At 61.6% G+C, this 16,993-nt stretch carries 1 protein-coding gene; it reads right to left on the bottom strand.

From position 1 onward, the window contains the following. Nucleotides 1-41: 41 nt before the first annotated feature. Nucleotides 42-16,505, bottom strand: coding sequence for an FG-GAP-like repeat-containing protein (locus tag IAE77_RS08840; RefSeq protein WP_294224882.1), 16,464 nt, complete (start codon nt 16,503-16,505; stop codon nt 42-44). Nucleotides 16,506-16,993 lie beyond the last annotated feature (488 nt).

Genomic DNA, 16,993 nt, shown 5'->3' with positions numbered 1-16,993 from the left:
AAAATGGAACGGGAGGTGTTTGCAGCCGGATACCCAGCTTGTCACGGTCCCGTTACTAGAATCCGGTAAAATGCCGCGTCAGCAGGCCTCGCACCATCGAGCAGCGTCACCGTGCTATCGGTGGCGAGCGGTCCCTGCGAGGTCACGTTCGTCCAAGCAATCAGATTAGTGCTGCGCTGAAGGGTGTAGGTGCGCCCAGCCTTGCCCGCGGTGCTCGCTGTGAAGGTGGATGCCGTGCGCTGGGTGTCAGTGATTTTGAAAAAGTCCCCACCGAGCGTCGGATTGGTTCCTGCGGTGTATTCCTGGGCATTGGTGAACCCGTCGTTGTCGAAGTCGAAGCCGTCGGCTCCGTTGCCGCTGTTAGCCGTGGTGCCGAAGTAAGTTTGCCGCCAACTTTCCTGCGGTGTCTGGCTGGGCAGGAAGGTGATGCTAAAGGGCTCGATGCTGTTCGCCACGATCAGGATGGTCTCGTGCACAGGCGTCTGGTAACCGACCACGGGAGCGAACTCGACATACATGGTGCCTGGCATGAGGTCCGCGCGGATGTTGCCGCTTGGTGTGAAGGGTTTGGTTGATCCAAGCGGCCTCCAACCTGATCCGGCCGGTGTGATGTTGATGATGGCGGCCCCTTTGCCAGACGTACCTCCCGGGGTGCTGTAACCGCTGTGCGTGATGCCGCCCCCGGTGTAGCCTTGATCGTCGATGCCGCTCTGCTGCGCGGTGTCGAAAAGCTGGATCACCGTGCTGTCGATGGCCCTCACGATGCTCTGTGTGGCACCGCCGAGGTAAATGGCCGCAGGATACCAGTTTCCGTTCGTATGCTGCACGCACAGAGGGCCGCCGCTGTTGCCACCGGTGCTGCGGATGCCTGTGGTGGCAAAGACGCGATCTGTGAGGCCGCTAAAGCTCAAGTTCGTTGCGGGTGTGGCATGCATTCGGCCTTGATCGAGCGTGGCGATGCCATCCACGGGATAGCCGACGAGCATTTTTTGTGCGCTGGAGATGAGGAACTCGTTGTTGGTGAGATCGCTCGCCAGGAAGCCTGCAAAGCCGCCGCGTGCGGCATCGGTGTCATTGATGAAGTAAAGTGCGGCCACGTCTTTCTGACGTGAGGCCAGCGAGAACGATCCCGGTGTCTCCGTGGCACGCTGCGTGGCGTAGCCATCGATCAAATAATAGCCGCGCGGCGTGACGGGCCGCGGTTCGTGACCTCCCGCATCCTCCTGCGGCAGCCATTGCAGTCCCTGCACCGAGGACTGCGATCCTTCATCAAAGACCACATGTGCAGCGGTGGCCACCACGCGTGATTTCACCGCGAAACCGGTGCCGACGCCCGAGTTGCTGCGGATCTGTCCCACATAGCCGTAAGGTTTGGTGGCATCGGTGGAGACCGTGCCAAAGCTCAACACCGTAGGTGGCGTGCCCGTCGGGCTAAAGGCATCTGCATACACGATCGTGGGATTCACCGTCTGCCCGCTGCTGACAGCGATGTTTACCAGCACCGGCGTGGAGTAGCCGGAGACCGCTTTGCACTCCACGAGATAGCTGCCCGCGGGGAGCGATGAAGCGGTCGTCGCGCTGTCACGCCATGTCGTTTCACCGAAAAGCCGCCACTGGCCGCGATCCGCCACGTTGACCGCCTGAGCGAGCGTATCCGGCTTCAGCACGACGAGGATGCCGCCCGTGCCGGATGAAGGCGTGGCGTAGTATTCGTAATCGGCGATTTGTCCCGTGGAGGTCACGTTCACCGTGTCCGTCCCCGGCTGGAGATAGCCCGGCACCGGGCGAAACTCGATCACGCGCGATCCATGCACCAAACCGGTCGCCGTATCGCCGCTAGCACGCCAGCGATGCTCGCCTACGAAGCGCCAGCCACTCAACAGCCCTGTCGGAGCCAGCGTGACGGTCAAACTGCCATTCGAGGCTGGTGGTGCATTCGGGAACTGCTGCGTGAGGCCGGAGATGATCGCAGGCTGGAAGGTCAAAACGCCGCCCGTGGTTGCGCCGCCCGCGCTGACGGCCTTCACCCGATAGTGGTAGGTGGTAAACTGCGCCAGATTCGCCAGATCGACGCTCACATCGGTCAAAGTGCTGCCGGTGACAGGCGATGGCGTTGCCGTGAGCGAGTTCGGGAAGCTCACACCATCCGTTCCCCACTCAATAGTGACCACCGCGCTGCCATTTTGCGCGTTCACTTTTCCGTTCAGTCGTGCGCTCGTGGTGCTCAGAGCCGCCGCCGCATGCGTTTCGACAATCGGCGGCAGCGGCAGCGTGGTGAAGGTGGCATCGGCGCTGCGGGTGATCCCTGCGGAGTTTTCGGCAACGAGGCGGTAATGGTAAGTGGTCGCCGGGGTGAGCGCCGAAACTCCCAGAGGCACATTCACTGCCAGTGTGCCGGCTGCCAGGCCTGTCGTGCCTGTGGCATTCGTATAGGTCGTGGTAAGGCCATATTCAAAGAAGACGGTGGTGATGGCTCCATTTGGGTTCACACCGCCGTTGAGTGTTGCTGAGTTGATGCTGATGCTCGTGGCGCTCAAGCCGGTGATCGTGGGCGGCGAGATCGAAGTCGTCGTGAACACCACATCGTCCCCAAAGGCCGTTCCACCGGCGTTTTGCGCCACGAGGCGGAAGTGATACGTCGTGCCGAGCGTGAGGCCGCTCACAGGCGCGATGACGTTCACATTGCTGCTGCCGACGGCGATGTTCTGCGGCGCGGTGGTGTTGCCGTAAAGAGTCGTTGTTCCAAACTCAAAGTAGATCGTCGTGGCACGGCCGGTGGGATTCACCGTGCCGGTGAGCGTGGCGGTGGTGTTCGTGAGCGTGTTGGCGCTGGTGGTGACGGCCAGCGGCGGATCAGGCAGCGTGGTGAAGCTGAAATCATCCCCTGTGACCGTGCCGTTCGTGTTGCTGGCGACGATGCGGTAATGGTAGGGCGTGTTCGGCTCCAGGCCGCTGAGCGCCTGTGTGAAGGTCTGCGACGTGCTGCCACTGCCCACCGACTGAGGCACCAGCGGAATGACATTGCCATAGCTGGTCGTGAGCCCGTACTCGAACCACGCCGTGGTGGCCGTGCCGCTGGCGTTCACCAGCCCTTTCAGCGTGGCGCTCGTCTTGTTGATGCTCTCCGCCGCGTTCGTGCTGACCACGGGCGCACCACCGCTCGCCAGCGGCATGGCCACGATGCCCAGGCTGTGCAGGCCGGTGCTACCGGTGGACACGCGCACCACGCGTTCACCGGCTCCGAATGCCGTCGTGCTCACCGCGACAGGGACAAAGCTCGCCAAGGTCACACCATTGCCGAGCTGGCCGGAGGAGTTGTCACCCCACGCGGCGGGATAGCCGTCTGTCACCGAAATGACATGGTGCATCTGCCCGCCGCCGAGGAAACCCGCCACACGTCCCGCCATCACGCCACCCGTGGCCGCGATGACCGGTGAAAAACTCGATTCGATGCCGATGAGGCCGAGCTGGCCGAAGGAATTGTCACCCCATGTCACCACACTGCCATCCGAGCAAAGCGCGGCGCTGTGCAGCATGCTCGCGGCGATCTGCACCGGCGTCCTGCCCGCCAGCCCGCCGCTGGAAGTCACCAGCACAGGCAGGAGACTGGAGTCGTTCGTGCCATCGCCCAGTTCACCGAAGCTGTTGTCGCCCCAGCCTGCCAGCGTGCCGTCGGTGCAGATGGCGAGGCTGTGGAAATTTCCAGCCGCCACGCTGCGCACGGTCTTGCCATTCAACACGCCCGAGATTGTTGTCGTCACGGGCACGAGGCTGTTGTTGATCGTGTTGTTGCCAAACTGGCCGTAGCCATTCTGGCCCCAGGCCACCACGGTGCCGTCAGCGCACGAGGCGAGGCCGAAATCATAACCCGCTGCGATGGAGACGACCGCCTTGCCGCTTAGCGCAGCGGTGGAGCTGATCGTCACCGGCACATTGCTCGGCGTGTTGCTGTTGTTGCCGAGCTGGCCGCCGCTGTTCTCTCCGAAAGTGACCAGCGTGCCGTCCGAACACAGCGCGATGCTGAAATCGTAACCCGCTGCCGCAGCGATGACTTTTTTGCCGTTCAGAGCGCCCGCTGCGCTCACCAGCACGGGCACGAGCCGGTCGCTGTTGGTGGCATCACCAAGCTGCCCCGCGTTATTCGCTCCCCACGCCGCAAGCGCGCCATCCGAACACACGGCGAGGCTGTGGCGCTCGCCACTTGCCACCGCGATGATTGTCTTGCCATTCAGCACGCCAGTGTTCGTGACTGCCACCGGCGTGAGTGCGGGCACGGTACTGTTGTTGCCGAGCGCGCCCGTCGCGTTCGCTCCCCACGCCAGCAGCCGTGTGGCGGCCCAGTGCAGCACGAGATCGTTGCCATCACCGCCGAAGTAGTTCGCCACGAAGTTGTAGTTGATGCTGTTGTTGGTCAGCGTCACCACCTGGCCGTGCGTCAGATTGCTGAACGCGCCGCTGATGAATGCCGCGCCCGTGTTGTTCACCACCATCAGCGTCGTGCCCGTTGGCGGCGCGTAGTTCAGGGAAAAGTTCACCGTCTTACCAGACGCAGTGAAGCCAGCCGCCGCCGCCGGAATTTCCTGCCCCGTCGTATAGCTCGCCGCCAGTGTGTTCAGCACCGTGCCCTGTACGCCGATGGAAAAAGGGTTCGCGGTCCCCACGATGTTGCTGGCGATCTCCAGCACGATCGTCTTCGAGCCGATGGTGCTTGGCGCGAAGGTCAGTGTGAAGCTCGTCGCATCCCCAGGTGCCAGCGTTGCCGCCGGCGGCGTGCTGATCGCGAAGTTCGACGGATTTGCTCCGCTGCCCGTGATGGTGACGCCGACGCCCGACAAGGTCTGCGTGCCGGTGTTACGAATCGTCACCACTCGCGTCTTCACCGTGCCGGGCAATGTCGTGCCAAAGACGATTTGATTGCTCGTGCTGTCACTCAGCAGCGTGGTGGCTGGCGACTCCACTTGGACCAGCGGCTCGTTCGTCATGGAGCCGATCAGGGCCAGAGAATGGCCTGCGAACGCTCCTGAGCTCATTTCGACAAAAACATCTGTTCCTCCCAAAATCGACGTGTTGGCCAAAACGGGCTGCAAACTGTCCAGAACGGCATTGTCGCCCAATTCGCCGCCTGTGCCCTCGCCCCAAGTCGCCAGTGTACCATCGCTGCAAACGGCTCCAGCATGCTTTTCGCCCGCAAACAGCCGTGTGACCGTCTTTCCGCTCAAAACACCGCTCATGAGCACAAGTTGAGGCGTCGTGAAGCTCGTCGTCGCGCTGTTCACGCCGAGCTGTCCGCTGTCATTCATGCCCCACGCCGCCAAAACTCCATCCGAACTCCGGGCTAGGCTCGAACTGCCCCCGGCTTCGATCTCCACCACGCGTTTGCCATTCAAAATACCGCCCGTGCTCACCAACACCGGCATATTGCTCGCTGCGGTGCTGCCATTGCCGAGCTGACCACTCGCATTCAGCCCCCACGCCGCCACCGCGCCATCCGCCAGCAGCGCCAGCGTGTGATTTTGACCACAGGCCACCTCCACCGCCGTGCGCCCCAGCAGCACTCCATTCGGCAACGGCACCGAGACCGCCACCGGAACGTTGCGTTGCGTGTTGCTGCCATCGCCCAGCTCGCCGTTCGTGTTCCCACCCCAGCACACCACGGTACCATCGCTGCAAAGCGCCGCGCTGTGATTCGCCCCCGCGCTGATCGCGATCACACGCTTCCCGCTGAGTGCGCCCGCCGTGCTCACCAGCACGGGCGCAGTGCGGTCCAAGACACCGCCATCACCGATCTGGCCGAAACTCCCATCTCCCCACGCCGCCAGCGTGCCATCACTGCACAGCGCCAGGCTGTGCTGCCCACCTGCCGCCACGGCGACCACCTTTTTGCCGCTCAGAACACCACTCATCGTCACTGCCACCGGCGTCGTGGCACTCGTCGTCGTGCCGTTGCCGAGCTGGCCGTTCGCATTGCTTCCCCAGGCCGCCACCGTGCCATCACTGCAAACCGCCAGCGAATGTGCCTCGCCCGCGCTCATCGAAAGGATCGTCTTCTGGTAGATCGGAGCCGTCGCCACCACCTGCGTCGGCACATTTGCCTGTGTGGCTGTGCCCGTGATGCCGAGCTGCCCATTCAGGTTGCTGCCAAACGCCGCCAGCTTCGTATTCGCCCACTCCAGCGTCAGGTCATTGCCATCTCCGCCGAAGTAGTTCACCACAAAATCGTAGTTCACGCTGCTGTGGTTCAGCGTCACCATCTGCCCCTGCGCCAGATTCGCGAACGGAGCCAATACGGGCTGCAATCCGGTGTTGTCGAACACCTTCAGTCGTGTTCCGGCGGTCGGCGGGTAGTTCAAATTGATGCTGAGCGTGCGGTTGCTGCCGTCGAGACCGTTGAAACGCAATGGCACGTCCGAGGCTGCAGAAAAAGCAACCTCCACGGCGGAGTCAGTCGCCAGCCTGGCCACCTGGGCGGACTCATAGCCGGCTCCCTCGTAGGAGTATCCAGCCAGGACAATTTTCCCCGCAGGACTCAAGGTCATGCCAGCGCAATAGCCCAACACTTCGCCAACGCGTATGGTGGCTTTACCGTCACCATGGAAGCTGGTGTCCAGCGCCCCATTCGCAAGGAGGCGCACGACTCCGTAGTCCAGCTCGCCCTCGACCCCGGTCTCGACCCTCCCGGCAGCGACAATCTTGCCATCAGCCTGGAGTTGCACCGCAACGGCAAAATCGCGCCCGGCGGTGAACGACACAACCGTGGTGCCGCCTATTCCAAAGGAAGTGTCTAGTGTTCCATTAGCATGGTAGCGCGCCACGCCGAAATCCATGCCAATCGCACCCGCGACGACCAACTTTCCATCGTGCTGGAGGCACACGTCAGGGCCGCCCGAGTAGGCCTGGCCTAATACAATATCAAGGCGGCCAGCCGTTCCGAAGGATGAGTCCAGCGTGCCATCGGGATTGTATCTGTAGAGTGCGTTGCTCGCACCGCCGGTTATCGCTGACAAAACGATCTTGCCGTCCTCCTGGATGACAATGCCCGTGGGAGCGCCATAATCACCGGGCAAGGAGGTCAACACGCGACCATTAGTGCCGAAGGCGGCCTCTAGCTCGCCATTGGCGAAATGTCGGGCCAATGCAAGTTGCGTGCCCCCGCTTACATTGGTGATGCCAGCCGCCAGGATTTTCCCATCTTTCTGAACTGCCAGGACAAGGCAGTCCTCTGTTCCACCAAAGTCAGTGAAAACCGTTCCACCGGAGCCAAAACTGTTGTCCAGGGCGCCATTCGGCAGGCATCTCACGAGCTTAAAGTCCCAATTGCCGTTACCGCCTGCCAATATCTTGCCGTCTGGTTGTTGGATGACAGCAAATGCCTGACTGCCGCCAAAACCGATGGTCCCCCCGCCGAAACTCGAGTCCAGGCTGCCGTCGGTGTTGTGGCGGGCAACGGTGAACGTGAAATTGAAGCCGCCATTCCAGACACGTCCGGCAGTCAGCACCTTGCCATCCGATTGCATGGCGATGTCATATGCAAAATCCAGTTGTCCGGCATGCTCGGCTATATGTCGTCCACTACCATTGAATGTCGGATCTGCCCCCCCAGGGCCGGCCAGCAACAGCGTCAAATCGTTCCCATTTCCACCCGAATAGTTGGCAGTGAAGCTGTAGGTGACATTGTTGAACACGAGAGGCACCACGGCACCTTGAGCGATGTTGGTGAACGGAGCCTGGATGACGTGCGGACCGGCGTTGTTGACCAGCCACAGCTCCGTTCCTGGTGCCGGGGCGAAGCTCAGCGAAGGATTCAGGGTCAAGCCGCTGCCAGAAACCAGTCTGGTGTTCAGCGGCCTTGTGTTAGAACTGGAAAAATTCGCAGGCAGGGTGGTTTCGACCAGATAGCGGGAAAGCGCGAAGTCGTTGTTGCCGCCACTCGCTGCAAACCCCGCCAGCACAATCCGTCCGTCGGGTTGAAGGCTCATGGCCTTCGCGTGTTGATACTGAACACCTGCTATGGCCATGGTCACTTTCCCGTCTCCATGAAACGACGTGTCAAGGCTGCCGCTGGGGTTCAGGCGTGCGAGAAAGGCGTTTTCTCCCACACCGTCTTCCGTATAGCCGGAAACCAGGATCTTTCCATCCCACTGAAGCGCCAAGCCCAGCGCATAGTCACCAAAAGATCCGAAGGACAGACTGGCGATGCCGTCGCCATCAAACGTGCTGTCGAGCACGCCATTCCAGTTGTAGCGCAAAACGAGCGCATCATGGCCGCCCGCACCGGGAGCATGACCCGCCAGCAGAATCTTGCCGTCTGGCTGGACAGCGACCGCACGCCCGAAATCGGACGCTGCGATTTGTGTGGTGACCCAGCCGTTCGATCCAAAAGACGAATCAGGTGCTGCATGTGGGGCTAATCTGAACACCGTGAGCACGCGGTCTGTGCCAGACTGGTAGTAGCCGCCGATAACAATACGACCATCTGGCATGAGCGCCATGCATGTCGCCTCATCATGCCTGCCCGGGTTGGCAATCGTAATGATTCCAGCTCCTCCGCCACCTCCTCCGTAGTCGGTGAAAATGCTTCCGTCCTCGTTGTAAGCCACCACCATGAAATCCGTGTCGGTTCCGTTCCAGTAGTCTCCCCCCACGAAAATTTTCCCATCTGCACGCAGCACGATATCTCGGCCTTCGGAGGCCGTGCCCACGGGCGTGACCACTTTGCCATCGCTGCTAAAGGCATTGTCCGGTACTCCAGATGAAGTGTAACGAACCACGGCGATATGCTGAACTCCATCATTGGTGGAAAGCCCCGCGACGACGATTTTTCCATCTGGTTGAATCGCCACTCCGTAGGCTTGGTCGTTCTGATTACCGATGGACGTGGTCACCTTCCCTCCAGAGCCAAACCCGGAGTCCAGCGTTCCGTCGGCGTTGTAACGCACCACGGCGAAGTCATCGCTGCTGCCATTGTAAGAACTACCCACTGCCACAATCTTCCCGTCGGGCTGCACCGCGACATCATTCACCTGCTCATTACCATTCCCTACAGGCGTCACCACCTTCCCCGTGCCGCCAAACGCATAATCCAGCACGCCCGGCCCCTTCAGCACCAGCACGAGGTCATTGCCCGTGCCACCGAAGTAGTCGGCGAAGAAGTCGTAGCTTATCGTGTTGTAAACCAGCGTTACGCTCTGTCCCTGCGCAAGATTCGTGAAGGTGCCGCTGATGGGATTCGCACTGGTGTTGTTTACCACGGTGAGCAGGGAAAAAGGCACAGGTGCGTAACCCAGCAAGAGGTTCGCCATGCTGCCGGTGGCGGTGAACCCGTTCGTGGTGAGGCCGGTGGTGCTGCCGGAGGTGAAATTCGTCGTGAGCGTGCCGTTGATGCCGCTGCCGGTGAGGGTGATGTCGAAGGGATTTGTGGCTCCGCTGACGTTGCTGGCGATTTGCAGGGCGGCGCTGCGTGTGCCGAGGCTGGTGGGTGAAAACGTGACGGTGAAGGTCGTGCTAGCTCCGGGTGCCAAGACCGTCACTGGGAGCGTTCCGAGGCTGAATTCGGCCATCTGCGCACCGGAGAGGCTCAGGGCGAGGTTTTCGAGATCGGCGCTGCCGGTGTTGCGGATCGTCACCGTCATCGCGGCGGAGGTTTGGCCGACATTCACGTTTCCGAGGCTCAAACTGCTCACGCCATCCGTCAGCACTGTGCTCACCGGCTGCTCCACGGCGATCTGCGGCGTGCCGAAGGCGTGGATGTTGCGCACGAGGGTGAGCTGGCCTGCGTTGTCGCGCACGCCGGCGATGTCTGGCCTGCCGTCGCCATCAAAGTCAGCGCAAACGCCGCCATTGGCCTGAATGCCCATGGTCACAGCCAGACGCGAGTCAAAGGAGATGCTTTGCGGCCCCGCGACAGGGCTGAGGTTCCTCCACACCACGCCATCACCGAGGCCGGTGACTCCAGCGACATCCAGCTTGCCGTCTCCGTCCATGTCTGCCAGATCGAGGTGACTGCGGTCGGAGCCGTTGCCGATGAGGTCGTCTGCACGGTCAAAGGAGGTGGCGGAAAGCACGCCTCCCGTGTGCTTGTTGCGTAGCACAGGGATCTCGTTGCCGTCGTTGTTGTAGTAGTCGAGCGTGATGAGATCGAGATCGCCGTCGCCATCGAGATCGCCCAGCCGGACTCCACGCATCGTCTCCCCGGTGCTGATGTCGATGCGGCTGGCAAAGCTGGAGCTGTCGATCACGCCCACCGTGCTCTGATTGCGAAAGATACAGACCTTGCCCGAGGGCGTGGCGGCGATGATTTCAGGCTTCCCGTCACCGTCGAGATCGCCAACAGCCACGATCTCCGCCGTACCGTCCGTGGCAAAGGTGACTGCTGCCGCAAAGGACGACGAATTGACCACGCCGGACGTGCTGGTATTACGCAGCACCGCGATTTGAGAGCCGCTATGTCCGGTGATGATATCCGGCTGGCCGTCGCCGTCGATATCAGCCACCGCGCAAGATTGAGGAGAGGCTGCTGTGGGGAAATTCACCCCGCTGTCGAAGGCGTAGCTGCCCCCTGATGCCGATTTTCGCCATACACGCACGGCATCCGTGCCCGTAAGCGGCGCGATCAAGTCGAGGCGTCCGTCCACGTCCATATCTGCCAGTTTGACCTCGTAGGCAGTGCCGCCAGAGGAGATCGTCGCACCGCTCGTCGTCGAGGGGGCAAAGAGGCTCGTGGGAAACGCGTCCGTCGCCCCCAGCGAGCCTGGAGTGAGCTGATTTCGAAACAGCGTGATGGTGCCGTCGGTCGAGTTACCTGTCACGAGGTCGATAGCGCCATCCCCGTCGAAGTCCCCGGCTGTGACACGTGCCATGTAGCCCGCACTCAGCGTGGTGGCCGCTGAAAAGTCACTGCCGCTGAATGCCGCAGCCCCTTGGTAGCCAGGCGTAAAAAACGAGCGTGAACTGCCGGCCAGGCCAAAGGCACTCACCGTCACTGGCGCATGCTGTGCTCCCACTGGCACCGTGACGGTGAGCTGCGTGCCTGTCGCCGCAGTGACGACGCCGCGCACGCTGCCGAACCACACGATGTTGTTCGCCGGTGTGGTGCTGAAGTTCGTGCCGGTGATGGTGATGCTTTGACCGGGCCTGGCGCTCGACGAACTGATCGCCGTCACGGTGGGGGATGGGACGTAACCACTGCGCCACACGGCAAGCTCGCTCGTGCCGCCCATCGTCACCACGATTTCTGGCAGCAGGTCGCCATTCAGATCACCGATGGAGACATGCTGCGGCGTGCCGCCGGTATTCAGAAACGTGCGCGTGCCAAAGGAGCCGCTGGAGAGCGCACCACTGACGTGTGTGTTAGGTAGGAGCGATACTTTGCCTGCGGAGGAACCGTGCGCGGCGGCGATGTCCACCTTTCCATCCCCATTGAGGTCACCCACGGCGACACTGTAAACACCGCCCTCGACGGCGAGGTCGATCGGCGTGCCAAAAGCCAGCGCGGTGCCACCGCTCGTATTCCGCCAGACCCGGACGAAGGAACTGTTGGACATGCCGGCGATGAGGTCGTCCTGGCCGTCGGCATCCAGATCCGCCGCTGCGAGTGAGAAACAGGGGGCTGAAACGGACAGCGCCGGGTCTTTGGTGAACAGGATGACGCCAGCGGTGCTCGTATTGCGTAGCAGCACCACCTCACCGGAGGCGTGGCTGACGGCGAGGTCCGTTTTTCCATCGGAATTGAAGTCTGCCGCCACGATGCGCCGCGTGTCCGAGGAATCCGTCGAGACCAACTGCCGCGCCGCGAACACTCCGGGAGCTGTCTGCCGGTGAATGCCGACGGATGATCCCTGGGCCATGGCAGTGATGAGATCAGGCAGTCCGTCGCCATCCAGATCACAGGAGATGGTCCGCTGCGGGTAGGTGCCTCCGGTGGCAGGCGAAAGGGCGGTGAAGGACCCGCTGGAGATGCTGCCCGGGGTCGAATCATTGCGGAGGACATGCACTTCGCCGGAAAGCTCGCCCGAAGCCAGCATCTCAGGCTTGCCGTCGCCCGTGATGTCCACGGCGACGACACCCTCCGGGTTTCCCGCCGCCGCAAAGTCCACCTTCGCCGCAAAGGCTGGCGCGGTGCCCGTGCCCGCAGTCATGTTGAGGAAGACGCTGAGGCTGTTCGCGGTGCCGTTCGCGCTCAGCAGGTCCGGTTTGCCGTCCAGATCCACGTCAGCGATGAAATTCCCCAGCGGTCCCGAGCCGGTGGAGACGCGGCCAGACTCGTAAAACTCCATGCCCGCGACCAAAAAGCCCGGTCCGGTATAGGAAGGCGTGAAAACCCGCTTGGAGAAGGCCGTGTAGCCATGCACGCTCACCGTCACCAGCCCTGCCGTGGCACCCGTCGGCACGGTGACAGTCAATTGCGTGGTCGAGGCCGCCATGACGGTGCCTTTGGCCGCGCCGAACCAGACCGCATTGTTTCCAGACACCGCACTGAAGCCGCTGCCGGTGATCGTGACGCTGTCACCCGGTTTGGCGTTGTGGGAACTCAAGGACGTGATCACCGGCACGTCCGCCGTGCCGGTGCCGCTGAGAGTGATATCGAAGGGATTCGCCGCCACGCTGGCACTGCTGCTGATCTGCACATTCGCTGAACACGGACCCCCGATCTGCGGAGCAAAGACCACAGTGAAGGTTGTGCTCGCTCCCGCAGCCAGCGAGGTGGCCGTCCCCGTCGTGTTCAGCACAAAATTGGCCGCATCCGCACCTGTGAGCGCCACCGCGAGGCTCGTGAGTGTTTGATCGCTGGTATTCCAGATTGTGATCGTCTTCGCAGCGCTGGTGGTTTCGACCGCCTGCGAGGTGAACCCCACGCTACCACCACCATCGGCAGTGATCGTGACCCCACCCGTCTCCTGGGCGGCGAGGAAAGACATCGCAGGAATGCCACCCAAGCCGCGCAGATACAGCGCCTTGATCTCCTCATCACGGAACCAACGGCGGGCGACGACGACCTCGTCCACGAGGCCGTCGGTAAATTCCCCCGGCAGGTCATTCGCCCCCAGAGTGAAGTCATGCGTGGTGGTGGAGGGGCCGGTGGACGGGTCGGTGATTTCGTGGGCGGCATTGAAATAGACTTGCCGTGCGCCATCCCACACACCGCCCAGAAACGACCAGTTTCCGATAGAGACAGTAGAGGTTGAGGCAGCTCCTCCAGGTCCGGTATCAAACTGGGATGTCCCGCTGGAGCCATAAGACAGCGCGAAGCCGGAATTCCCGTAGCCGCGCGAGGCGATGACCTGCCTGCTGCCGACGGACTCCGGTCGCACCCAGCCGAAGACCGAAAGCGCACTCGTGGGATTCAGCCCGGTTTGCGCACCACTGGTGATTTTGAGGTATTGGGAGCTGGTCGATTCAAAATCCGCCGCCGTCCCCACCAGACCCGCCGCCGAGGCCGGGCTATTGATGGGAGCGAGATGATTCGTGCCTACCGCATCACTCCGCGTGCCGCTGGCCTCGTCGAGCGGCCAGTAGGAGACGATGCCTGCCTTTTGCACCGGCAACGCGGCGGCGAGCGCTTTGATTTCGGCAGACGACAGCGCGTAGCCTTTCCAGAAGGCCAAATCAGCCATCTGACCATCCAGATACTCTGAACCATCGGAGAGCCTGCCAATCATCACCGGACCTGCGTAGTCGTGCATGGGAGAGCTGTTGTTTTGCGCCCCGCCGACCTGCACGCCATCGACATAGAAGCGGTGTTCGTTCCCTGACTTGGTCCATGCAATGTGGTACCAAGGCCCGGCTTTCGGCTGCCAGTCAGCGAGCAGGCCGATCACGATCGTATTGGAGATGCCTTCGGTCAGGGTCAGCCAGTGCCGTCCGCCTTGATAGACCAAGTAGAGGGCCATGTAGTTGTTCACATCCTGGTTGTGGCAAAACAGCGGGTAATGCACACCGGGCGTCATGGAGTCAAACCTCGCCCAGGTGGATATGGAGCCACTGCCGCTGCCGATATTCCAATCCACCGAATCAATGGCTGTGAGGTATTCTGCACTGGACCGGGCAAATCTGGCGCTAGAACCATCCAAGTATCCACCCGCCGCGCCCACCGTATTGTTATCCGTGAGTGGGTGTGAGACCGCTGCGCTGTCCGCCCGCGTCACAGCCCCGGTGCCGCTGCTCAGTTCATTGAGCTTCCACCACGCCGTCGGAGCCACCGAGACATTGCCCGGTCGATAGGCGGTGCTCACATCGATGCCGGAGGCAAGGGATTTAACCTCCTGCGGAGCCAAAACCCGGCTCCAAACCGCAGCGTCATGAATCTGGCCGTTGAAGTAATGCACCGTGTTGTCCTCCCCGCCGATGCGGAAGGGCTTTGTGCATGGCAGAGGGTCAGCGGTCACATCGGCCCTGCTCGCCACGAGATTTCCATCTACATAGTAGCGGGCCTCATTTGTCGCCGTATCCAGACTGATCGCCACATGCTGCCAGCGGCCTGTTTTCACCCAATCACTGCTCACATCGTAGTAGGTGTTGTCGTTGATGTTCAGGCGCAATCCGCCACCGCTCAGCAAAGCCATGCCGTAGCCGGTATGGGCGGAGGCATCCTGCTTGAAGATGACGGCGGGATAGCTTGTGGCAAACGACGCCACTTTCACCCAAGCCGCCAGCGTGAACTGGGTGTTCGCCCCGCTGAAGCCGAGTCCGGTCTGGGTCGCGTTGCTGATTTGCAGCTCTTGATCGGACGGCTCCGATAACTGTGCCGAGCCCCCCGTGGCACTCCAGTAGTTCTCCGTGTTCCGCGTGGGCCCGTTGATAGGCGTGAGGTGGTTGTTGTTGCCGGAGGAATCAGCACGGTTGCTGCCCGTGGTCTCATCCAGCCTCCACCAGCCCTTCAATCCAGTCGAAAGGTGTCCGGGCACGACGAGTTGCCCTGGCGCGGGAAGTCCTGTGCCCACTCCTCGAACGGCAAAGTCGAAGCTCGCTTCGTCCGCGTCGTTGGTGACAAAAGACAAGACCGCCTGTCGCACACCCGGCGCAGCCGGATCAAAGACGACCTGAAAGGTCGTGCTGCCGCCGGGAGCGACGACTGCGGATGGCTGTAGCGTCACGATGAAATCGGCGGCGTTCGCGCCATTCACGCTCACCGCGCTGAGTGTGAGGTCACCATCCCCAGTGTTCTGAACCGTGAACGTGCGCGCCGCCGTGCCGCCTAGGATGGTGGCCGAGGAGAAATCGCTGTGATCGGTGGTTGAGGGCGTCACGTCGTCATCGGCGATGAGGGTGCCGTTGCCACTCAACGCTATTTCGGGCGATGGATCACCTAGGAAACGGGCTACGGCGAAATCATACCTGCTGCCATCCCATGCCTGGCCTGCTAGGACAATACGTCCGTTGCTTTGGAGGGCGGCGCAGTAAGCCTCCGAACTGCTCCCGAGCAAAGCCGTTTTGACTCCATCGGTCCCGAAGCTGCCATCCAAGGTGCCGTTCGTATTGTAACGGACAACCGCGAACTCCTTGGCACCCCCGATGGTGGCGAAACCGGATGCGATGATTTTCCCATCGCTCTGAATATGAACGGCATGCGCTTCATCCCAGTCACTGCTCAGGGGAGTGACCACTACTCCAGCGGCACCAAAGCTGGTGTCAGGAGTGCCATTGGCGTTGTAACGCACCACAGCAAAGTCGGTCTTCGCCCCGTCATAGGTGCGTCCCGCAACGATGATCTTCCCGTCGCTCTGGAGAGCAACCGACTGTCCCTCGTCGCTACCCGTTCCGATGGGCGTGATCACCATACCGTTGCCATTGAAAGCGGTGTCCAGTGTTCCGTCGGCCAGATAACGGACCAACGCGAAGTCGTTGGTGCCATTCACGTCCGACTGCCCGGCCACCACGATCTTTCCATCAGCCTGGATGATCATGTCGTAGGCCTGGTCACCGCTGCCCAAGTCAGTCGTGATCTTGCCACTGCTGCCGAATCCTGTGTCCAGCGTTCCATTCTCGTTGTAGCGAGCCAAGGCCAAGTTCCCGCCTGCGTACCCAGCCGCCAGAATCTTCCTATCGCTTTGGATAGCCAGGGACCAGACATAGTCGTTGTTCGTGCCCATGTCGGTGGTGACTGTCCCAGTGCTGTTGAACGTGGTGTCGAGCGTGCCGTTGGTGTTGTAGCGGATCAGGGCGAAGTTATCATTCGTGCTGCTGCGCGATGAGCCGCCAACCACGATCTTACCATCGCTCTGAAGGGCGATGGCATAAGCGGAGTCTCGGCTGATGCCGATGTCAGTCTGTTGCAGACCATCGCCGCTGAACGTGGAATCGAGAGTGCCATTCGCATTATAACGAGCTGTCACAATGCTGTCCGTGCTGTCGTTCACAGTGCCGGTCGCGACGATCTTGCCATCGGCCTGCACCACCACATCATGGAAGTTGCATGAGTTGGTGCCGTAGTTTGTGGTCACCTTTCCGGTGCCGCCGCCGAAGGTGGTATCCAGGTCGCCGGGGGCCGCGTTGGCATTGAATGCGGGCATCCAGCTTGTGACAGCATGGATCAGGACGAACAGGAGTGTCTGAACCGGGCGTGTTCGGAGCCGCGCAGCCGCGTCAAGGCTGCCCGGCAAAGTGGGCGGGGACTCATTCATGGTACGATCAGTAGGTTCCACCCAGCGCACGTCCGGGCCACGCCCGCCGGAATTGGGCCGGATCATAACGACCGGCTTTCCGGGCGTCACGCTAAGAATTGAGGCGAAAATTGGCATGGGGATGGTCCGCGATAAGTGGACGGATGCTCCCGGATACCCTACTCAGGAGGATTTGTAACAGCCCAGCAGCCCGCCGCTCCAAGGAAGGGCGCTTTCCAAGTGCCCACGGAGATTGCAAACCGCCTCTCCTTGCCTCTGACTTCTGACCTCTGACCACTGACTCTTCGCCCTATTCCCTTTGCCCAGAAGCTCCGCACCACTCTCCACACGCCCTGTCGAGGACGAGTTCGAGTAGGAGGACGAGGACGACTCCATGC

Source organism: Prosthecobacter sp. (assembly GCF_014879935.1).
Classification (GTDB): domain Bacteria; phylum Verrucomicrobiota; class Verrucomicrobiia; order Verrucomicrobiales; family Verrucomicrobiaceae; genus Prosthecobacter.
The sequence above is the reverse complement of the archived record's forward strand: the minus strand, read 5'-3'. Positions and strand labels throughout refer to the sequence as shown.